This is a genomic window from Paraliomyxa miuraensis (assembly GCF_026337845.1).
In the GTDB taxonomy this organism is placed as follows: Bacteria; Myxococcota_A; Polyangia; order Nannocystales; family Nannocystaceae; genus Paraliomyxa; species Paraliomyxa miuraensis.
Genome location: NZ_JAOVZF010000148.1, coordinates 252231 through 272683, shown reverse-complemented (window position 1 = coordinate 272683; position 20453 = coordinate 252231). Strand labels below are relative to the sequence as shown.

Below are 20453 nucleotides of genomic sequence, written 5' to 3'. Positions count from 1 at the left end.
CCCCAAGCCGACCGGAGCATGCGACAAGGGCCCGGGCTACCGCACGCACAGCCTGTTCCAGGCGTTCTGGCAGATGCTCAACGGGCAGCGCTGCGAGCCCATGCCTCCGTTCGCCTGCGTATCGGTGGACTGGGCACCGGGCGTGACGCCCGCGGACGCAACCACCGAGGCGCTGCTCTACGCGATGCGAGTCAACGCGCTCACGTACGAGCAGCTCATCGCATCGATGGCCACCTACGTGTCGTGCAACTACGGCCAGACCGCGTATGACGAGTTCAACGCCGTGGCGTGCGCCCACGGGTTCCGCGATTGCGCCGCGCCGGCTCCAATGTCCTGCGAGGCGTGTGGCAACGGCGTACGCGAGGGCAGCGAGACGTGCGATGGCACGGAGTGGCTGTACGCGAGCTGCGACGCGATGCCCGAGTACGCGGGCGGAACACTGAGCTGCGATCAGGACGCCTGCCTCCTCGACGTCTCGGAGTGCACGATGCCCGCCCTCGATACCACCGCGGGGACCTTCGAGCCGCAGGAGTCCTCGTCGTCGACGAGCCCGGCCGAGACCGAGACGGCCGGCGTGCAGGCCGATCCCGACGGCTGCGACTGCCGAGCCGGGGCCTCGCGCGGCGGCTGGTTCACCCTCTTGTCGTCGTTGCTGTTCGGCGCGAAGCGCCGAAGGAGAACTGCATGACCTTCCGTTCGATCACCCCGATACTCCTGGTGCTCGTCTCAACCGTCGGCTGCCAGTGCGCCGACACGGACTTGGTCGAGCCCAACACCGAAGCCTCCTCGAGCTCGGCCGACGAGTCGTCCTCGGGCGTGGACGACGGGATTGATGCCAGTACCGGAGAGCCATTCGACGCCTCCCACTGGATCGGCCGCTATCACTTCGAGAACGTGTTTCTCCCGTTCGGCGAACGCGGTGACCCTCTCGGTGACTTCTCGCTCATCAATTTCGAGATCCGTCCCGACTCACGGGCGACGATGTTCTACGACGACTGCCACTTCGAAGAACCGATCGTAATCGCCTACGAGTGGGATCCATCGGAGGATGGATGGCTGAGCCTGCGACCGGGAGAAGGCGAAAGCTCCCTACGATTCATGGCGGATCCGGACGTGGAGATGCTCCGCGTCCGACTCATCCAGCCATGTCGTGAGCTGGAGTTCGACTATGATGGCAGCGGGGTCGCATTCACCGTCATACGCCCCGGCGCGTCGTGCTGGGTCGACAAGTGCACGACGCCCGGGATCATTCAGGTCGACTATTGCGAGGGCGAAGAGCCGACGGAGCCATGCGAGTGAAGGAGAGCACTCCGGCCTTCGTTGGTGCACCTGTCCCCACGTCGCCCCCCGTGGCCCAACTCGAACCCTTGGCATTGGTAGCTCGGCCCCTATCCTGCGAGCCGTGTCGTCGGTCACCTTCGAAACGTTCGATCCCACTCCCTATCAACGCGCACCCGTGCTCAACCTGCTCAAGGCGCTCGCGCTGGGTCGGGCGCTGTTGCAGGTCAAGCCGGCCGGGGCGCCCGAGGCCGTGGAGCGCTCCGCCATCAAGCTCGAGCGCGTGCTCGACGAGGGCGACGAGGCCGTGGATGCCCGGCGCGAGGAGTCGGTGCCCGTCGATCTCTCGGGAGAGCTCGCGCTCGATGGGCTCGCGGATGGGCTGTGGGGGATGCTCCGCAATGGTCTCGAGGCGCTGGCGGGGCTTGGTCGGCACGAGCTGACGCGGCTGTCCGAGGGGCACGGCAAGCGCAGCGCGATCGCCCAGGCGGTGGCCAGCGCGGGGGATCGGGCGGGACGTGCCCGGGCGCTGTCGGGCCGGTTGTTCGGGAGCGAGGGGCTCTTGTTCACGAGGGCGCCGTTCCCCGAGCAGGCGCAGACCATGGCGAGCATCCTGCGTGTGATCGACAAGCACGAGCTGGGGGCGGAGATCGACGCGCTGCTGGGGCCGGAGATCCTGGTGATGTTGCGAGCATGCCAGCCGCTGTACGACGGGATGGTGGAGGCACGGATGAGCCGGGATGCTCGCAAGTCGGGGGATCTGGGGCGGGTGCGAGGGAAGGTGCTGCGGGCGATCGGGGGGTATGCGAATGCGGTGCTGACGATGGTGGACGAGGACGAGCCTGGGTCGCTGGAGATGGTGATCGGAGCGCTGCGGCCGATCGAGGTGGTGCGGGGGAGTCAGGCCGGAGGAGCCGGCGGGGCCGGGGGGGCCGGCGGGCGGGGGAACGAAGGAGAGGACGGAAGCGAGGGCGAGGGGGTCGCGGTGGAGGGGGCGGAGGCGTCGGGCTGACGCGGGTGCTGCGCAAGGGGGAGACGAAGGGACGGCCTTGGCCGTCCCTTCGGCTTCTCGAAGGAAGGTGGTGGGGTCGTGGGTGGAGGTAGGGCAAGGGGCTGGCAGGGGGGCGGGGATCGAGGTGGAGGTCGATCGAGGGGGTGAATCGCAGGGGGTGAATCGCAGGGGGTGAATCGCAGGGGGCGAGCGAGGGGGTGGATCGAGGTGCGGGTCGCTCGGAGGCTCGAATTGGGGCGGGTGAGCGAGATGAAGGTCGATCGAGGGGGTGGATCGCAGGGGTCGATCGAGGTGCGGGTCGCTCGGAGGCTCGAATTGGGGCGAGGGATCGAGGTGAAGGTCGATCGAGGGGTGGATCGGAGGGGTGGATCGAGGTGCGGGTCGCTTGGAGGCCCGTGTGCGGCTCCAATGGGTGATACGGTGACGCATGCGAGGGATCTGGTTGCTGTCGGCCTGCAACGAGCGCAGCACGAGCCCCGCGGTGGCCGACCGGATTCCGTGTGGATCGCTGCTTCGGGCGCAACTCGACTGCCAAAGTGAGCACGACTGAGGCGCGCCACGATCAGGCGAGGGGCAAGAGGGCGAAGCCATCCGGCCATCCGGGTCCATCGAGCGTTGCCGGCGCGATGAGCAGCCCCTCGGCCCGCATGCGAATCAAGTTGGAACTGTAGTGTTGAGACCAACGTCCACGGGCAATGTGCAGGAGAGTCAGTTGTTGTCGAGTGATGGAACCACACGCTCGCCTTCATGCACACGCACCCTCCGCGACCCCAACCCATGATGATCTCATTGGCCCTCTTGGCCGGTTCCGCAGCCTGTGGAAGTGGCGGCGGGCCGGTACAGGACCCACCCGTCGGCGTGAGTGCGACCGACTCCGCAGGCACCGACGACGGTGCCTCTGGTGCCGACGAGACCGGAGGTGGTCCGACGCCCTCCAACCGTTGCCTCATGGAGACCGTCCCCGGCTCGTTCGCATACAAGCACCAATGCTCCGGCGACATCATCATCGAGATCGTGGTCGATGGAAGCTTCGACGGAGCGCCAGTGTCCGATCTGCTCGAGCTCGAGTTCGGTCCGGGCATCATGGGCGACAGCTACGGAAGCCCGCACGTGATGGCGTGCTGTCCGGAGTACGACCCCTCGCTCCCGAATTGCGAGCAAGAGCACGAGCAGTTCTGCATGGCGGATCTAGCCGAGCAAGGATGCAAGTCGATGGAGCCCAATCTGCGTGATTTCGCCGACGAGGCATTCGGTGGACCGTCCCTCGCCGATGCAGCCAAGCGGGCCGCGGTCAACAAGATCGCGGATCACGTTCGCGACCACCAAACGGACTGCATCGAGAAGTTCGTCGAGCACACCGGGGTCGGAATGACCGTGCAGAGCTGTGACGCGGATGGCAATGGCATCGGCTACGACACGCTGCTCGAGTCCGGGGTGTGGTCCTTCGATCCCGCCGGCATCGTCAGCAACGTGCAGATCTCCGTCGTGGAGGCCAACTGGACCGGTGTGCACCCGTTGGGTGAGCCCCTCGACGAGTGCCACTCGGCCGATGACAACGACGGTGTCCTCTTCCTCGAGATCGACCCCGATCCCGATTCATCGATCCTTCACCTGGTCTCGGGCAACGCCGAGCTCCAAGGCCCACCGATCGGCGGCTCCACGGTCCAGGGTTTCGGCGTGCTCGGTTCCGAGGCCACTGGGTGCCAGCCGGGAGGATGCTCCACGCTGGCCGTACTCGTGGATTCCGTGGCCGGAGTGTCGTCGCTGGAGAACCTCGAGTTGCATGCGGCGGGCCCGGCCGAGGTCGGCACCAAGGACCACGCCCTGACGATCGACAGCTTCGCGGTGCGCCTGTGGGACAGCACCCCGGCCGTGCTCGACGAGGAGGCCCAAACGCTGACGATTCCCCCGGGCGGCGCGTGGTTCGCGGTCAGCGCTGCGAGCGACGGCGTGCCAGGCGTCGTCAACGCCACCAACGAGACGGCGTTGGTGCTCACGAAGACGCTCAATGGCTGGATCAGCTCGACGCTCACCATCGGCCACGAGGACGGCCTGGGCCACTGGACGCTCATGGTGACGCCCGCGCAATGGCAGTAGGCTCTCGATGGAGCAGATTGAGCGCGGAAGGCATGTCGTCCCGAGCATCGAAGTGCCCCTGGGTCTCGGCCGCCCTGCTCGGGGCGGTCGCCTGCGTGCCGCCACAGGAAGACCCCTCGCGCGAGATCCCGCCCATCACCTGGAGCGGTGCCCAGCTCGACTACGCCCCGCAGCCCGGGGCCTACGAGCTGTGCGCGGGCACGCTGCCGTACATGGATCGCTACGTCGCCCTGGTGGCCGATGCGATGGGCATGGAGATCGACCAGCCGCTGGTCTACGTGCACGGATCGGAGGACGGCGAGACCTTCTGCGAGCACGAGGGCACGCTGGGTTGCTCCTTCGACGACAGCGTGTACTCGCGGGTGGCTCCGCAGGAGCACGAGATCGTGCACGGAGTCCGGGGTTGGCAGGGCTTCTCGCACCTGTTCTTCGAGGAGGGGACGGCGGAGGTCTTCGGGGACGACGCCCCGCTCGCGTTCCGCGTGCCATCCAACGGGGACCTGCTCGAGGGGGTGATGGCCGCCAGCCGCGAGAGGGGTCTGCCTACGCACTGGTACCCACGAGCGGGCCACTTCGTGGCGTACTTGCACGAGCGATACGGCCCGGAGCCGACGGCCGCGCTCTTGCAGGAGACCAATGCGTTCTCCAGTCCGGACCGAGCGATCGAGGTGCTCGAGGACGTGACGGGCCTGCCCTGGGCGGAGATCCAGGAGAACTACGAGACACAGCCCGAGTGCGACCAGGCGCACTATCGGTATCCGCTGTACGGCTGCGAGGAACCCACGGCACTCCGGCCCCGCTGCGATGGAGTCGAGACGGTGTGGATCTCCGAGCGCGTCGCGTGTGACGATCCCACCACGCTCGGGCCCAGGGATGGCGAGATCTGGAAGTCCATCGCCGTCGAGATTCCCGTGGACGGAGAGTACCTGTTCTTCTCTTACGTCGAGGAAGGAGCCGCTGGGGCCACCATCACGATCGAGGAATGCTCGATGGGATGTGGCTCGATCGTGCTGGAGGAATCGATGGGGCTCGTGCTGCCGCTCGAGCGGGTGCTGCTGCGGGCGGGACGGTATGCGCTGCGGTTGACCCGGCCCGTGGAGGCCCCGGCGACGGTGGAGTTGTCGATCTCGGGTCCGGACTGCGAGTGAGGCTCACGTCGGGCTCGCAGGGTCCGAACGCGGCGACCGTCCTGCGGGTGAGCGACGAGGGGCTGGGGGTGGAGATCGATGCGAGGTGTGGGTCGCTCGGAGGCCCGAATCGGGGGGGCTCGATGCGGGCAGGACGCGGGCGGAGGGATCGGGCACCATGGGGCGAGCGGAGCGGGCGGGGCACGATGAGCGAGGAGGCGATCACCTGGATCCACCTTTCGGACTTCCACGCGGGGCAGCGGGGGAAGGCGGTGTGGGAGCAGGTGGATGTCGAGCTCGAGGACAGCGTGCGCGACATGGCGGAGCGGCTCGGGCCGCCCGATGTCGTGCTGTTCACGGGGGACCTGGCGAACTATGGCCTGGAGGCGGAGTACCGAGAGGTCGACGCGCTGCTCGATCGGCTGAATGGGTGGCTCGGGCGCGAGGTGCCGGTGTTCGCGGTGCCCGGGAATCACGACGTGGTGCGGTCGGACGACGATCCGTATCTGTACGCCTGGACCATGCAGTACGACGCGGACCCCAAGCTCGCGGACGCGCTGTGGAAGAAGGGCAAGCCGCTGCTCGACCCGCTGTTTCCGCACTACAAGGCATGGGCCGAGGCTCGCATGGTCCGCTCGCTGCGCACCGCCGGATGGGCGCCGTACCAGTCGCCGCGTGTGCCGGGCGACGCGAGCGTGGTCGTGACGAAGGGCTCGATGCGGCTGGGGCTCGTGGGGCTCAACACGGCATGGGGGCACTGGAAGGACGTCAAGGAAGGAACGCTGCCGCTCGCACGCGAGCAGCTCTTGGCCGCGTTGCCACCGCGGGACAGGCCGCTCGATTGGTTCAAGGATGTGCCCGACTCGCTGCTGCTCACGCACCATCCACCGGGGTGGTTGAGCGAGCCTGGGCGGTCCGTGTACGGCGAGCTCGTGTCCTGGCCGGGGAGGTTCGCGCTGGCGCTGTACGGACACGTGCACGAGGGGCGCAGCACGGTGGAGTCGATCTCCGGCGGGGCGTCGCAGGCTTCGTTCCAGGCGCAGTCGATCTTCGGGCTCGAGCACTACGGCACCCGCAAGCAGTCGCTGTCGGTTGGGTACTCGTGGGGGAGGATCACCGCGCGTGGTGAGGTGCGCGTGTGGCCGATGCGATCGGTGGAGCGGCACTCCGGGAGGCGTGCGTTCGATCGGGATCAGGGGTTCGAGCCGGCGAAGGACGAGCTGGGCGGGGTGGTGCTGCGGCAGGCGCGGGCGGCCGAGCCCAAGCACATTGCGCAGGGCGGCGTGAGCGTGCAATCGCGCAATCCCTCGCCCACTTTCTTGGCCACGCTCGAGCACTATCGTGCCAGGGCCAAGGGCCTCCACGATGCCGTGTCGTTGACCGGCTTCCACACGCGGATCCGGGTGCCGATTCGCCTCGACGAGCTCTACGTGTCGCTCGGAGCCTACCCCGATCTTCGGGACTCGGGCTTCGGAGACTTCGCCGATGCGGACGAGGCCGAGCACCACGTGCTCGGCGGACGCATGGGGCAGGCCGAGGTCGACCTCGCGGGCGCGTTCGCGTGTGCCCAGCGCCACGGAGGTCGGCGAGGGATCGTGCTCCTGGGCGACCCCGGCTCGGGCAAGACCACCCAGATGCGGCGGATGCTGCTGGCGGTGCTGCAGCAAGGCCCGCGGACGCTGGGGCTGCCCGAGGACGTGGTCCCGGTGTTCCTGCCGCTGCGGGGGTTTTGCTCGCCCGGGCAGTCGCTCGAGGCCTTCGTGGTCGAGCAGCTCGCCGAGCTCGAGCTTCCGGACTGTGAGGCGTTCGTGCACGAGCTGGTGCATCGGCACAGCCGGGTGCTCTACCTGCTCGACGGCCTCGACGAGGTTGCCGACGAGAGGCTGCGGGCCAAGGTCTCGCAGTGGATCGAGCGCAGGCTGGCCGTGCACACCGAGGCGTGGTTCGCGGTGACCTGTCGATATGCGGGGTACCGGGGGAAGGCACGGCTCCCCGGGCAATTCCTCGAGCTGCACCTGCGGTCGCTCACGCCCGAGCGCAGCGAGGAGTTCGTCAAGCGGTGGTTCTCGATCGTCGAGGGAGCGCTGGCGACGGATCCCGAGCTGGGCCGGCGCAAGGGTGAGGAGGGCGCGCGCAAGCTGCTCGAGGCGATGGCGGAGCCGGGCTTTCGCAACCAGCGGGTGGCCATGCTCACCCGCAATCCGCTGCTGCTCACCACGATCTGCCTGGTGCATCGCGATCGCGGCAAGCTGCCGCAGCGGCGGGTGGAGCTCTACGACGAGTGCGTGAGGATCTTGCTCGAGCTATGGCGCGAGGCGAAGGACCTCGAGGTCACGATGCCGGCGGTCGAGGCCCAGCGCGTGCTGCAGCCGGTGGCGCGGTGGCTGCACGACGTGGAAGAACGAAGGCAGGCGACGGCGAAGGAGCTCGCGCCCGTGATCGAGAAGGCGCTCGCCGAGGAACACGAGGCGAAGATCGAGGGCGGGGCGGAGGCGCTGCTGCGATCGGTGCGCGACGAGAGCGGGCTGCTCACCGGGTGGAGCGGCGATCGGTATGGCTTCATGCACCTCGGGTTCCAGGAGTACCTCGCCGCCAAGGAGCTGCGGCGACGCGGGTTCGACGATCCCGAGGTGCTGCGGGAGCTCGCGGGGCGGTTCGGGGACGGGTGGTGGCAAGAGGTGATCCTGCTGATGCTCGGGCTGGACGATCCGCCGATCTTCGAGCGTTTCATGAAGGCGGTGGTCGAACGCGACGAGTTCACGGCATGGGTGGGCTCGGAGATGATGGCGTGGTGCATGGAGGAGGCGCGGGGGAAGGTGGCGCGGCCGTTCGTGGAGGCGGTGGCGAAGGCGGAGGGCGAGCGGCTGGGCGCGGTGCTCCAGGTGCTCAAGCGGGGGTGGCCGGGGGAGCTGGAGAAGCTGGTGGCGGGGCTCGACGAGGCGGCGGCGAGGAGGGTCGAGGCGTGGTTGGCGGCGCGGGCCGGGGGCAAAGCGGTCGAGCGCAAGCCGGCGATGCGCGGGGAGCTGGCGCTTGGGGTGGAGCTGGTGCGGGTGCCGGGGGGGACGTTCTGGATGGGGTCGCCGGAGGGGGAGGCGGGGCGGGATGTGTATGGCGAGGACTACTTCGATTTCTTGAAGAAGTACCTTGGGTTCTCCTGCCACCCGGAGAGCCCGCGGCACCAGGTGACGGTGGATGACTTCTACCTGGCGAGGACGCCCGTGACCAACGCACAGTATAGGTTGTTCTTGGAGCACCGGGACCGACCAGAGTGGGTGAACGAGCCACAGAGCTGGGGCGACCGCCGGTTCAGCCAGGACGACCAGCCCGTGGTGGAGGTGTCGTGGGAAGAGGCCATGGCGTACTGCGACTGGGCCGGGTTGGTGCTGCCGACGGAGGCGCAATGGGAGCGGGCATGTCGAGCGGGGACGGACGAGCCCTACTGCGGCGATGACCCGATGGCGCTTGGATGGTACCAGGAGAACTCGGAGGGACGGCTGCATGCAGTGCGTGAGAAGGAAGCGAACCCGTGGGGGCTGCACGATATGCACGGTAGTGTTTGGGAATGGTGCCGTGATGTGTTCGTGCCATACGTGACCAGGGCTTGTAGCGGTGGCGGTATGAGAGCGCAAACGATTGTGGGTGTGCGACGGGGAGGGCGCGGAGGAAGCTGGCACGGTAGTGTTCATGAAGCGCGAGCGGCCTGTCGGGTCGGGTTTCCTTTCGATAGTCGTGTTCCGGACCTTGGCTTTCGTCCTGCCCAGGCCATCCCGGGCTCCGTTGCTCGTTCACGCCTTTCAAGGGACAAGGCGAAGCCGCGGTCTGGCCGCGCATGATCCGGCGGCGCTGGCTTGTCGTCATGGCACGGCCGAAGTCGGCATCGGTGAGCTCGGGTGCATCATCGGTCATGACTCGACTCCGCTCGTGAAGAGCACCGTGGCTTCCGCCAAGCCTAGGCCGTGCTTCTTCTCGCTGCTTCCTTGCGCGGGTCCCAGTCGAACCGCATGATCGAGCATAGGCCAGCGGTCGGCCAAGTCAATGGTTTAGTCCATAGCCCTTCGGGCGCCGCTCGTGCCACGCTTGGGTTCTCCCGATCGCGGAACATCCCATGGCGTCCGTCGACTATCACGCGCTGTTCTCGAGCCACCGCGAGCACCTGTGGGGCCTTTGCTATCGCATGACCGGCAGCGCGGCCGATGCCGAGGATCTCGTGCAGGACACCTTCGCCCGCGCGCTCGAGAAGCCGCCCGCCGACACCGAGAGTCCGTGGCGGCCGTGGCTGGCCCGCGTGGCCACGCGCCTGGCCATCGATGCGCTGCGTCATCGCAAGAGCCGCAGCTACGTGGGGCCGTGGCTGCCCTCGCCGGTGGAGACCTCGCCTTCGCGTTCGGTTGCCGGCGCCGGCGAGCCCGCCTCGTCCGAGCCCGACGCCGAGGTGCGCTATGGTCTGCGCGAGAGCGCCTCGCTGGCATTCCTGCGGGCCCTCGAGGCGCTCGATCCGGTGCCGCGTGCCGCTCTGGTGCTGCGCGATGCGCTGGGCTACTCGGGGCCCGAGACGGCCGAGATCCTCGGGGTCTCGCCCGAGAATGCGCGTGTGATCCTGCATCGGGCACGCAAGGCATTGGCGCGCTACGAGCAGGTGCGTCGACCGCCCTCGCCGGAGGTCGACGCCGCGCACCAGGCCGCCTTGCAGCGCTTCATGGCCGTGCTCGTCACCGGCGACGTCGAGCAGATCGCCGCATGCTTGGCTCAGGACGCGCGCTTGACCTCGGACGGGGGCGGTCAGTACTACGCCGCGCTCAAGCCCGTGCTCGGTCGCGACAAGGTGGCTCGATTCTTCGCCGGTGTGCTCGAGCGCGGTGGGGCGCCGGTGGCGGTGGAGCTGCGCTGGATCAACGAGCGTCCCGGCGTGCTGGTGTGCAGTGCGCCTGGAGGCCCACGCAATGCCCCGCGCTCGTGCATGACCTTCGATCTCGACGAGGCGGGGTTGGTGTCCGACGTGCACCTGGTGGTCGCCGATGACAAGCTCCGAGCGCTGCGATTTCCCGAGCCGTGAGGATCGGGCTCATCCTCCTGCGGGACTTGGGTCTGCAGTTGGCGGTCGGCAGTTGCCCCCGGAGGACCGGCGGGATAGGCTCCCCACATGAGCGTGCCGGCCACTGTTCGCCAAGCCCGCCCGGTCGACGAAGAGGACGACGACTTGCTGGCGGACGACGAGCGCCGAGCGCTCGACGCCGCCATCACGATGAGCCTCCACCAAGCTGCGAGTGGCCAGTTTGCACCCGCCGCGCGTGTGTTGACATGCCTTCGCGCTCGCCGGCGATGACCAAGCCCGTCTTCATCCCCCCGTCCCGAACACCTCGGCCGCCCAGCGGGCGAAGTCGCTCTGGTGGGGATCGGCGATCGGATAGAACAACCCGCCGAAGCTCAGCACCCCGAGGATGATGAGCACGGCTCCGATCACCAGCGGTACCTTCACGCGCAAGCCCAGCGCGGCGATCGACGGCAAGCGGATCCCCAGGCCACGCAACGCCAGGTAGGCCCCGTAGCCGCCGTGGTAGAGCCCGCACAGGCCGAGCAGCACGTAGTACGGATAGAAGTACTGGGGCAGGAAGGCCATCGAGTACGACAGGCCGGCAAACCCCAGCCACACGCCGTCGAGCAGCGAGGGCAGCCGCGTGGCGGCGATGTGCCCCGCGATGAACACCAGCAGGAAGTAGGCGCTGGCGCGATGCAGTCGCGTGCGCAGGGGCAGCTTCCAGAAGCCGCGCGAGCGCGGGCGTCGGCGCAGGCGGATCACCCCGGTGGCGATGTGCACCACCAGCGAGGTCATCAGCACGCCGATCTCGAAGAGCGGGAATTGATAGATCGGGCGGATGCGGATCTGGAACGCATCGTAGAGCCCCGGGCCGAAGGCCGAGAGCATCACGTTGGTCAGGTGCAGCAGCAGGAAGGCCGAGAACACCAGGCCCGAGATCGCCTGCAAGCGCATCAGGCGGCGCTCGGAGCCAGGGGTGGGGGAGGAGGTGGGCTGGGGTTCGTTGCTCATGACGACCCCTCCACGGATGGGACCCCCCCGACCGTTACGAGGCGCGGGAGGAAATCGTGCGATCGGGTGAGGCCGGGTCCTTGGCCAGGTCGTTGGCCGGGACCTCGTCCTCGGAGTCGTCCTCGGCCGTCGCCCCACCCTTGCGGGCGAGCGCTTCCTCCGCAGCGAGGCGCTCGCGCGGGTGGCCGATCACCCCCGCGATCGTGCCCCCGCACAGCGGGCAGACCTCCATGTCGGGATCGAGCGCGGTCCCGCACTTGGGCTCGGAGCAGCGGCGGTCGGGGATCATCCGCCCGACACTCAACCCCAGCACCCCCAGCACCACCGCGGCCACCCCCGCCTGCCACATGGGGAAGTCGACCCCGATCTGCATGCGCCCCGCGAGCATGCCCAGCATGACCGTGGGCATCGCGAGCATCTTGGCCAGGCGCAGGGCCTTGCTGCGCTCGACCCGAAAGACCGGCTTGCCCGCGTTCATGCCCTGGACGCCGCGGTCCTCGTCCTTGCGCTCCTCGGGCTTGGTCGGCTCGTCCTCGACGTCCTCGTCCTCGAACGGACCGGTGAGCACGTCGAGGTCGGGCGCGGGCGGCCACTGGCCCCTCGGAGGCAGGCCCAGGCGCTCGGCGAGCGAAGGCTCGAGATGGGCGAGCACCGGCTCGGCCGCACGCACGAAGCCGGCCGGATTGGCCTCGAGCTTGCGCAGCACGGCACGGTGCTGCTTGTCGCTCAGCCCGCGCACGTGCAGCTGGGCCGCGAGCAAGAAGCCCACCGACTGCGGATCGAGCACCCCCAGCCGGGTGCGCGTGCGATTGCCCCGGCGTCCCCAGCCGCCACCGCTGCCCCCGATGCGCAGGGCCGCGTTGGCCGTGAGCAGACCAAAGCCCAGGTACACCGCCGTCACGTCGACCATGCGCTGGTGCGGCGCGCCGTCACCGGTGGGCAGCCGGTGCACGCGGCGGTAGGCCTCGGCCACCGCGCGGGCCATGGCCGGCACCACGATCATCGGATCGCGCATCGCGGCCGCCTGCACCGCGAATTCGAGCGTGCCCTTCTTGAGCCCCTCGAACGAGACCCCCGACGTACCCGACGCGATCGCATTGCCCTCGTCGAGCACGGTGACCGCGACCGGCACGTCCTCGATGCCGGCGTAGCGCAGCAGCCGACGGGCCAGACGCCGCACGCTGGGCTCGCCGCCCGCCCACGGGTCGGGGAAGTACTCGGGGATCGGCTCGACGAGCGGCGCAGCCACCAAGGGCCCCGCGCCGCGCGCACGCACCAGCTCCGCGAGCTGCGACAAGAGCCACTCCCGCGCCGGCGGCGGGGGCAGCAGGACCTCGTCCTCCTCGTCCTCCGGGGCGAGATCGGGCTTGGGTGGGCTTTCGCTCATGGCCGGGACGCGGGGAAGGATACGTCACCGCACCGGGCGGTATGACGGTGCTCGGGTCGAGTCGAGCGCGCCCTGACTCACGCCGGCTCGCGGGTCCTCGGCAACTTCTTCGCAAGAGCCTGAATGAAACCGGCGCAGGTCCGAACTCCCCTCCCGTTGCGGGCGAGCCCGGCGACGGAAGGGATGGCTGATCATGAGGAACAAGCGGATCGACTCGGGGATCGTGATGGTGTCGTGCATGGTTGGGGCGCTGGCGGGTTGCGTGGCGCCGGACGACGACGAGCTCGTCGTGGACGAGCGCAACGCGGAGATCGTCGAGAACCTGCTCGAGGCGGGCTTCTCGGAGCAGGACATCGAGGTTCGGGAGTCGGAGATGATCGATCCCGAGCTGGGGCCCGTGGTGCAGGCACGCGTGTTCGTGGACGGGGACACCCACATCACGCTGGAGGCTTCGCGGGAGCTGCTGGGCGAGCCGGAAGAGGGCGAGTCCTTCCGTCACTGGCGCACGCCCAACCTCCTCGACGACAACGAGGCGACGATCTGCCTGGCCAAGGTCACGACCGCGGCCGCGGCCTACAGCAGCTATGTGCTCACGGCCGACATGGAGGTGGGGGTCAACCGCGCGAAGACCAATTTCAACAACACCCTCAGCGCGCTCGACTTCAAGGTGGGCGAGGCGTCGATCGGCGCCAATGGAGGGCTGTCGCACTCGATCAGCGGCTGCACCTACTCGATCTTCGTCTACAAGGTCAACGGGGGCGCGGGCGGCTCGGCCGGCTTTCCCTCGGGCGGGTCGCCCTATAGCCAGGTCCGTCTCAACTCGGGGCTGGCCGGCTATGACCTCGATGTGCACGAGCACGTGGCCACCCACGAGGTGGGGCATGCCATAGGCTTTCGGCACACCGACTGGAAGACGCGCTCGAGCTGCGGGCAGAACACCAACGAGGGGCAGACGGCGCGGTCCAGATCTCGGGCACGCCCGACCAGACGACCAACTCGATCATGGCCGCGTGCTTCAGCGCGAGCACCAGTGGTGAGTTCCGCGGCGACGACGTGGAGGCGTTGATCATGCTCTACGGGATCGACCCCGACGAGCTGCCGTGGCCCTTCTAATTGCAGGCACTGTCGCCCGCGGCGCACTCGAGCAGCACGAACAGCACCTCGCCCGCCTGCGCCACCCCGTCGTCGTTCACCCACGAGTCGAGCACGAAGTGGTACGTGCCCGGCTCGAGCGTCCCCTCCACGAAGTGGTGCCCGCGCTCGATGCAGCCCTCGGCGGTGCCGGTCTCGTCGAGCAGGTGCACGTCGACGTCCACCCCCTCCATGTCGAGCACGGCGGCGCGCAGCCGCTTGGTCTCCGTCAGCTCGAGCCGGTACCACAGCTCGGGCCCCGACTCGTCGGCGGTGTTGTTGCAGCCGGTGTACTGGTCGATGAACGGCAGGCCCTGCTGCGCCGTGTCGACCACGTCGCCGAACGGCAGCTGGTCGATCACCCACGGGGCCTCGGGCGTGCCGTCGCCCAGCAGCGGATCCTGCGGCGGCTCGAGCCCCGGTGCCTCGTCCACCAGCACGGCCGCCGACCGATCGAGCACCTCGAGCGCCACCAGATTGCGAATGTTGTACCCGTGCTGCAGGCCCTCCTCGTCGAGGATGCAGGCCCCGCCCGAGTACGCCTCGAGGTGCAGTCCATCGCCCGCCAGGCCGTGGCCCGGCAGCCAGTCGATCGCGTTGTAGAGGTCCACGTAGGGCACCTGCCGTGCCTGGGCGATCACGCGAATGGTCGCGTTCCAGGTGTCGACCCAGCGCTGCGCCGATGCATAGTCCCCGCGCCGGGTGATCCCGAACAAGATCGGCACGATTCCCTGATCGATGAGCCCGTCGGTCAGGATCATCATGTTGGAGTGGAAGTAGAGCAGCGCGTCGCCGTAGGTCTCGCCCCAGCCCATGTCGTTGGCCCCGAAGTGCACCAGGGCCAGGCGCGGCGAGAGCAGCTCGACCTCGATGTCGATGGGCGAGGGGTCGCCCGAGATCGCCCAGCCCGCGTGGTGCCCCACCCGAGCCGCTTCGCTCGGTCGATCGAACGGCGTGGTGCCGGCCGCATCGCCGCCCAGGAAGAAGTCGAGCGTGGGCTGCAGCTCGTCGTGCTCCGCGAGGTCGTAGGGCCCCTCGGCAAAGCAGTAGAGCGTGTTGTGGCTGACCGTGCTCGAGGCACCGATCTTCATGAAGACGTCGTCGTGCTTCTCGGGGCCGAGCAGCGCGATCTCCCGCATGCGATCGGCGACGTAGGGGGTGATCGGCGAGTGCGTCTGGTGGCCGGGATAGCGCGCCGGCTCGTAGGGCAGCGGGTCCGGAGGTGGACCAAGGCCATCGGTCTCCGTGTCGGTCTCGCCCGTGGTCCCGATCGATGCACCGGTCACCGAAGAGTCGGCTCCGCTGCTTGAATCAGTGCTCGATCCACTGGTACTCGAACCCACGTCGGTTTCAGACGATGAAATGCTGAGGCTGCCTTCGATCGAGCAGCCCATGCTCGTACCGAGCAACACCAATCCGGGAATGAAGGAGGGGATGGGGCGCCGCATCGCGCTCGACTCGCCGACTTGGGGCGTCGAATCGCCCGTCGTCGGTCAGGATAGCGCTGACTGATGAAATGGGGGCGGTCTCGAACCGGCCAATTTCACTCATGTCTACGAAGCTCTTCGTTGACTTTATACGACATCCTTCGTACTATGGGCCTGATGCCACGCTTCGCCTGTGTCTTGCTGGTTTCGATGGTCTCGTGGGCTTGTGCGCCGGCCGCGGCCGAGCCCGAGCCCCTCGCGCCCGATGGCGCTGCCGAGCCCGACCCTGGGTCGGCCCAGAGCGCCGACGAGTCAGCGCCGGGGGCGAGCGGACTCGCCATGCCCGAGGACGTGCGCGCCTTGTGGCCGCAGATCTCCGCCACGGCACAGCGGCACGGGCTGCCGCCGGACCTCGTGGCCCTGGTCGTGTGGCTCGAGTCGGGCGGCAGGCCCGAGGCGGTGAGTCCATCCGGGGCACGCGGGCTGATGCAGCTGATGCCGGCGACTGCGGCCGCCGTGGCCCGCGATCGAGGCGAGCCGCCGCCTTCCGACGAGGAGCTGTCCGATCCCGCGCGCAACCTCGAGCTCGGCTGCGCTCATGTGGCCGCGCTGCTGGACGAGCTCGAGCTGCGCGCGCTCGATGGCGAGGCGGTGCATCGTCTGGCCGTGGCCTACAACGGCGGCATGGCCGTGTTGCGGGCGTGGGACGGGGGGCAGCCGCTGCCCGAGGAGACGCGAGCCTACGCCGCGGCCATGCGCGAGCGCTGGGAGTCTCGCGACGCTCGCTGATTGCGGCGCCGCCAAGACGAGCCTCACAGCCCGCGGGACTCGCAGCGCCGCTCGTGGGGCTGGCAGGCGAAGCGCACGTGGATGTGATCCACGTGCCCCGCCACGTGCTGCACGAGGGCCTTGCTGCCCTTGGGGTACTGCAACCATCGCGACAGCTCGCCCTTGGGCACGGTGCCGTGCTTGACCGCATGCTCGTAGAGGAGCTTCTGGATCGACGTGTCGATGAAGATCACCTCGACCTGACCGGTGGAACGAAGCAGCTTGAGCAGCTCCCAGGTCTCGGCCGCGTCGAGGTTGTCGGCGTTCATCTCGCGCCAATTGAGTTCCTCGCCGGGCGGCAGCTTCTGGATGTAGCCGATGTCGACGTCGCGCCCGCTCTGGTGGGTGCTGTGCGGGTCGAGCTTGCCGCCCTTGCGCGCGGCCATGTTGCCCACGAGCACGGGCTGCACGTCCTTGCCACGCTCGGCCCAGCGGCGCAGCACCTGGTCGAGCAGGGTCACCGCGTGCTCGGTGGCCCACGACTTCCAGGGGATCATCTTCAAGACGCGGCCGGGTCCCTCCATCATGGGAACTCCGCCCTCCAGCGAGCCCGAGCTGGGGATGCCCACCGACTCGCTCTCGTGGCCCTCTTCGGCCACGTAGACGACGACCTTCGAGTTGGGCGGAAGCGACTGGTCGAGCGCCACGCTCGGGTTCAGCGCAGTGATCTCGTGGTGGAAGATCTTGAAGAGGTTGGCGACGTTCTTGATCGAGCCGCCGTGCCGAATGGTGTAGGTCACCTTCTTGGGCGGATCGAGATCGGTGGCCCAGCCCTCGGGCGGCGGCGGGGGAGGGGGATCGTAGTCATCGACGGGCCGATCGGCCGAGGCCGCCTCGGGGTCGGGCTCTTGGTCGAGCACCAGGTCGTCGTCTTCCGTGCCCGGCTCCGGGTCGCGATCGGTGATCGCGGGCTCGGGGGTGGCCGAGAGCTCGGCGCTCGGGGCTGGCTCGGTCGATACGCTCAGGCTCGGGCCCGGCTCGGGGGCGCCCAGGCGCAGGGCCATCGCGATGGCCCACACCCCTCCGCCCAGGACGAGCAGGGTGGGGCCCAGCGAGCGGCGCTTGGCCGGAGGAGCTTCGGATGGACCAGGATGCGTGTCGTCCGCGTCGTCGTCGTCCGCGTCCGCGTCGTCGTCCTCGTCGTCCTCGTCCTCGTCCTCCGCGTCCTCGTCATCGGAGCTCGCAGAAGCGGCGGCGCTGTCGTCGGACGCATCGAGCTCGTGCTCGTCGTCGTCCCCTACCTCGTCGTGGTCGCGGCGATCCATGGTCGCGGGGCCCCGATAGTCGACTTGCCCGGGGCTGCGACGCAAGTTTCCCGCCAAACTCGGGCGGCCCGCCGGAAATTCGGCCCAGATCGTCGTCCAGAGGCCCTGCGAGGCCCTCGGCGCCTCACGCGGGCGGCGGGCAGTCGACCCGGATCAGGTTGATGTGCCGCCCGAAGGTCGGCGGCTGAGGGTCGTCCACCGTGCACTCGCGCTCGGGGTGGGTGACCGTGATCTCGTAGGTGCCCTCGGGCCCGGGCGGCAGGTTGAAGAACACCGCCACCGGGTAGATCATCCACTGGATCTCGTTGACGTTGAGGATCGGCGAGCCGGTGGGATCGGGTGCATAGAAGGTATTGGGGGCCGGTGGGGGATCGATCTCCACCACCGCCCCGGTGGCCTGGTTGTTGTTCAGCGCCACCAGGAACACCGCCGTGTCGTCCTCCACCATCACCGTGGGCTCCTGGAGCTGCAGCGCGGTGATCTGGATGTCGATGACGTCGAGCGAGACCTGCGACAGTTCGAAGTCGTCCACGTCCATCAGCTCGGTCTGGAACGGCACCACCGCGCCCCAGTAGGTGTCGGTCTCGGCCACGACGAAGCGGTCGAACGCCTGCACGGGCAGGTCGGGGAACTCCCAGAGGCCCTCGTCGTCGCTCACGGTGCTCAGCTCCGGTAGACCCAGCACCGAGATCTCCGCGCCGACGATCGGGCCCATCGCAAAGTAGTCCTCGATGGTTCCGCCGATCCGTACCTCGGTGGGGGGCGGGGGCTCACCAGAGCTGCTCTCGTCGAGGCCGCCGGTGGCTCCCGGTCCGCTCGAGGAGCTCTCGTCGGCGACCACGGTGGTGCCCGTGGTGTCTGCGCCCGAGCTGCTCGATCCGTCGCCGTCGGTGCTCGGCTCGTCGGTGCCCTTGCAGCTCATCAGGGGCACCCACAGCAGGGCGGCCCCGGCAATCCAGTGCCAGCGCTCGTGAGTGGGATCGTGCATGGGCATGCCTCACAGGCCGCAGGGTGGCATTCCGGTGCCGATGCTGACCCACGTCCCGTTGGTCATGGGGACGGGAAACAGCGAATAGAGGCAGTAGGCGTCGAGCGCCGGCATGTCGGACGAGCCACCGAGGCGCCAGCCCAGCACGTCGGCTCGGATCTCGCCGTTGTCGGGGTCCCAGTCCAGCGCACCGCTGACGCCCTGCAGGTCGACCGTGCTGCCCATGGTCAGCTCGTTGACCGCATCCTGCACGAACACCGCCACCGGCGCGCCGAACGAGATCGGCGTACCCGCGGCATCGTTGAGACTGGCCATGCCCGCTGCGACTGCGCTGCCCGTGAGCGTCTGATCCGAGGGCACGGTGGCCATGGCGAACATGGTGGCCATGGCCGCGTCGTAGCCCAGCGACGAGCTGGTGAGCGCGTCCTGGTCGTTGAAGCGGATCTTGTAGCGAATGTTGAACGCGGTGAAGTTGGCGGGATCGAAGATGTTGGGCGAGGTCCCGCGCAGCGACGAGAACAACAGCGGCTTGAGTGGGACCAGCGGCATGGTCTGGGGGGTCGTCCCGATGTTGCTCACGATGTCCGGGAGCGTGGGCACGGCGCCGTGGCTGGTGGTGATGATCGGGAACGGGGCGAACATGTAGTTGCTGGCCCAGATCCCCAGGTAGCTGACGATGAACGCCTCGGCCTCCGAGGTGCCGATGATGAGGACGTGCGTGTAGTGGTCGTCGGGGCTGTCGTGGGCGCCCGCGCTCTGGGCGATGCCCGGCTGCCCCAGCGCGAGGCCGAGCACCTCGCCGTAGGCGTTGAGCAGATCTTCCTGCGACGCAAACGTCTCCGGGCCCGGGTAGCTGGCGAAGTAGATGTTGTCGAAGAATGCGCTGAGGTCCGAGCCGATGAGGTCGCGCAGCTCGTTGCCGTAGGCGTCGTCCTTGTTGAGCACCAGGATGCGCGAGGCCACGGGGTCGATGCCCAGGTCGAACGCGAAGCGATCGATGATCGCGTTGCCCTGGTACACGTCGTTGGGCGTCACGCGCCACACCAGGTTGTCGTCCTGGAAGTTCGACAGCGAGGGTGCACTGGCGGTGGGGCTGATGACGAAGATGTCGGCGGGAACCGTGACCTCCTCGGCGACCTGACGCACCGCCTCGGAGAACACCGGGCCCACGATGGCGGGGACTCCTGCCACGTCGCGCAGGTGCTCCGCGGCCATCTCGGCCGCACTGGCGCCAGCGCTCGAGTCACAGCTCACCCAGGCGACCTTGCGCCCGCCCGGCAGGCTCGCGTGGTCGTTGAAGTCCTCGATGGCGAGCTGGGTGGCGTTCTCGAGCGGCTGCACCAGCTCCGCGAAGATGCCCGCGGTGGGCATGATCGAGCCCAGGAACACCACGTCGTCGCGCTCGCCGTCGGGCCACTGCACGGTGTCGCACTGGGCCGACAGCAGGCTCACGCAGATCCCGTCGTCGCTGCAGCGCTCGGTGTCTCCACAGTCGGAGTTGAGCGAACAGCTCACCGGACCGGTCGAGGTGGAGCCCTCGGTGTCGGTGTCGATCCCGGTGGTGCTGGTGGTCTCCTCGTCCGGACCGGTGCTGGTCGGAGCCACGGTCGTGGGGCCGACCCCGGTGCTGGGGTCGCCGGTCTCGTCGGCGTTGCCCGGCTGACAAAAGCCGTCCACGCAGGTTCCTTGCCCGGTCGTGTAGCGACACTCGTCGTCGCTCGTGCACGACACCGCATCGTCGAGATCGAGCACGAGGCTGCAGGCCGTGCCCAGCGGGAGCCCGAGGGTGATGCCGAGGGCTGCTCGCCGCACCATGCGGGCAGTGACCGGGGAGTTATGTTGCATGGTCATGACTTCCTTCGTCCTC

General features: G+C 68.6%; 16 protein-coding genes and 1 pseudogene. 11 read left to right on the top strand and 6 right to left on the bottom strand.

Translation table 11 applies throughout. The features are described 5' to 3' along the window. The 8 genes from OEB96_RS15730 to OEB96_RS15695 all read left to right on the top strand — a co-directional run. Nucleotides 1–688 (top strand): hypothetical protein (locus OEB96_RS15730; protein ID WP_323137400.1); only part of this gene is annotated, 688 nt, incomplete at its 5' end. Further along, nucleotides 685–1299 carry a hypothetical protein gene (locus tag OEB96_RS15725; protein ID WP_266216661.1) on the top strand — a complete coding sequence of 205 codons (615 nt, stop codon included), beginning with the start codon at nucleotides 685–687 and terminating at the stop codon, nucleotides 1297–1299. The genes OEB96_RS15730 and OEB96_RS15725, both read left to right, overlap by 4 nt. A gap of 103 nt (nucleotides 1300–1402) precedes the next feature. Then, nucleotides 1403–2290, top strand: coding sequence for a hypothetical protein (locus OEB96_RS15720; RefSeq protein WP_266216660.1), 888 nt, complete (start codon nucleotides 1403–1405; stop codon nucleotides 2288–2290). 427 nt (nucleotides 2291–2717) lie between these two features. After that, entirely contained in the window at nucleotides 2718–2840 is a 123-nt protein-coding gene (locus tag OEB96_RS15715; protein WP_266216659.1) for a hypothetical protein, read from the top strand. Between the two features lie 398 nt (nucleotides 2841–3238). Continuing rightward, a complete protein-coding gene (locus tag OEB96_RS15710) occupies nucleotides 3239–4387 on the top strand; it encodes a hypothetical protein (protein ID WP_266216658.1) in 1149 nt (382 codons plus the stop codon). A gap of 32 nt (nucleotides 4388–4419) precedes the next feature. Further along, on the top strand, nucleotides 4420–5535 hold the full coding sequence (locus OEB96_RS15705) for a hypothetical protein (RefSeq protein WP_266216657.1): 1116 nt from the start codon (nucleotides 4420–4422) through the stop codon (nucleotides 5533–5535). Nucleotides 5536–5720: 185 nt separating this feature from the next. Continuing rightward, nucleotides 5721–9347, top strand: coding sequence for an SUMF1/EgtB/PvdO family nonheme iron enzyme (locus tag OEB96_RS15700; RefSeq protein ID WP_266216656.1), 3627 nt, complete (start codon nucleotides 5721–5723; stop codon nucleotides 9345–9347). Nucleotides 9348–9619: 272 nt separating this feature from the next. Continuing rightward, complete coding sequence (locus tag OEB96_RS15695) at nucleotides 9620–10567, top strand: sigma-70 family RNA polymerase sigma factor (RefSeq protein ID WP_266216654.1); 948 nt, start codon at nucleotides 9620–9622, stop codon at nucleotides 10565–10567. 282 nt (nucleotides 10568–10849) lie between these two features. On the opposite strand, the gene OEB96_RS15690 is transcribed toward OEB96_RS15695, so the two are convergent. Next, nucleotides 10850–11560 carry a hypothetical protein gene (locus OEB96_RS15690; protein WP_266216653.1) on the bottom strand — a complete coding sequence of 237 codons (711 nt, stop codon included), beginning with the start codon at nucleotides 11558–11560 and terminating at the stop codon, nucleotides 10850–10852. A 34-nt stretch (nucleotides 11561–11594) separates the two neighbouring features. Next, complete coding sequence (locus OEB96_RS15685; protein ID WP_266216651.1) at nucleotides 11595–12947, bottom strand: hypothetical protein; 1353 nt, start codon at nucleotides 12945–12947, stop codon at nucleotides 11595–11597. 193 nt (nucleotides 12948–13140) lie between these two features. Between OEB96_RS15685 and OEB96_RS15680 the strand changes: the two are divergent. Beyond that, a pseudogene (locus OEB96_RS15680) lies at nucleotides 13141–14060 on the top strand (M57 family metalloprotease). Here the strand turns inward: OEB96_RS15680 and OEB96_RS15675 are convergent. Next, nucleotides 14057–15364, bottom strand: a complete 1308-nt coding sequence (locus OEB96_RS15675) for an SGNH/GDSL hydrolase family protein (protein WP_266216649.1) — start codon at nucleotides 15362–15364, stop codon at nucleotides 14057–14059. The pseudogene OEB96_RS15680 and the gene OEB96_RS15675 sit on opposite strands and share 4 nt — an antisense overlap. Between OEB96_RS15675 and OEB96_RS15670 the strand changes: the two genes are divergently transcribed. Both OEB96_RS15670 and OEB96_RS15665 read left to right on the top strand, forming a co-directional pair. Further along, nucleotides 15339–15590, top strand: coding sequence for a hypothetical protein (locus OEB96_RS15670; protein ID WP_266216647.1), 252 nt, complete (start codon nucleotides 15339–15341; stop codon nucleotides 15588–15590). The genes OEB96_RS15675 and OEB96_RS15670 overlap by 26 nt on opposite strands. A gap of 125 nt (nucleotides 15591–15715) precedes the next feature. After that, nucleotides 15716–16294: a transglycosylase SLT domain-containing protein gene (locus OEB96_RS15665; protein ID WP_266216646.1), complete on the top strand. Its 579-nt coding sequence runs from the start codon at nucleotides 15716–15718 to the stop codon at nucleotides 16292–16294. A 23-nt stretch (nucleotides 16295–16317) separates the two neighbouring features. On the opposite strand, the gene OEB96_RS15660 is transcribed toward OEB96_RS15665, so the two are convergent. The 3 genes from OEB96_RS15660 to OEB96_RS15650 all read right to left on the bottom strand — a co-directional run bounded on the left by OEB96_RS15660 (nucleotide 16318) and on the right by OEB96_RS15650 (nucleotide 20431). After that, nucleotides 16318–17598, bottom strand: a complete 1281-nt coding sequence (locus OEB96_RS15660; protein ID WP_266216644.1) for a penicillin-insensitive murein endopeptidase — start codon at nucleotides 17596–17598, stop codon at nucleotides 16318–16320. 124 nt (nucleotides 17599–17722) lie between these two features. After that, a complete protein-coding gene (locus OEB96_RS15655) occupies nucleotides 17723–18586 on the bottom strand; it encodes a hypothetical protein (RefSeq protein WP_266216643.1) in 864 nt (287 codons plus the stop codon). A gap of 9 nt (nucleotides 18587–18595) precedes the next feature. Then, nucleotides 18596–20431, bottom strand: coding sequence for an ABC transporter substrate-binding protein (locus OEB96_RS15650; protein ID WP_266216641.1), 1836 nt, complete (start codon nucleotides 20429–20431; stop codon nucleotides 18596–18598). Between the last annotated feature and the right edge of the window lie 22 nt (nucleotides 20432–20453).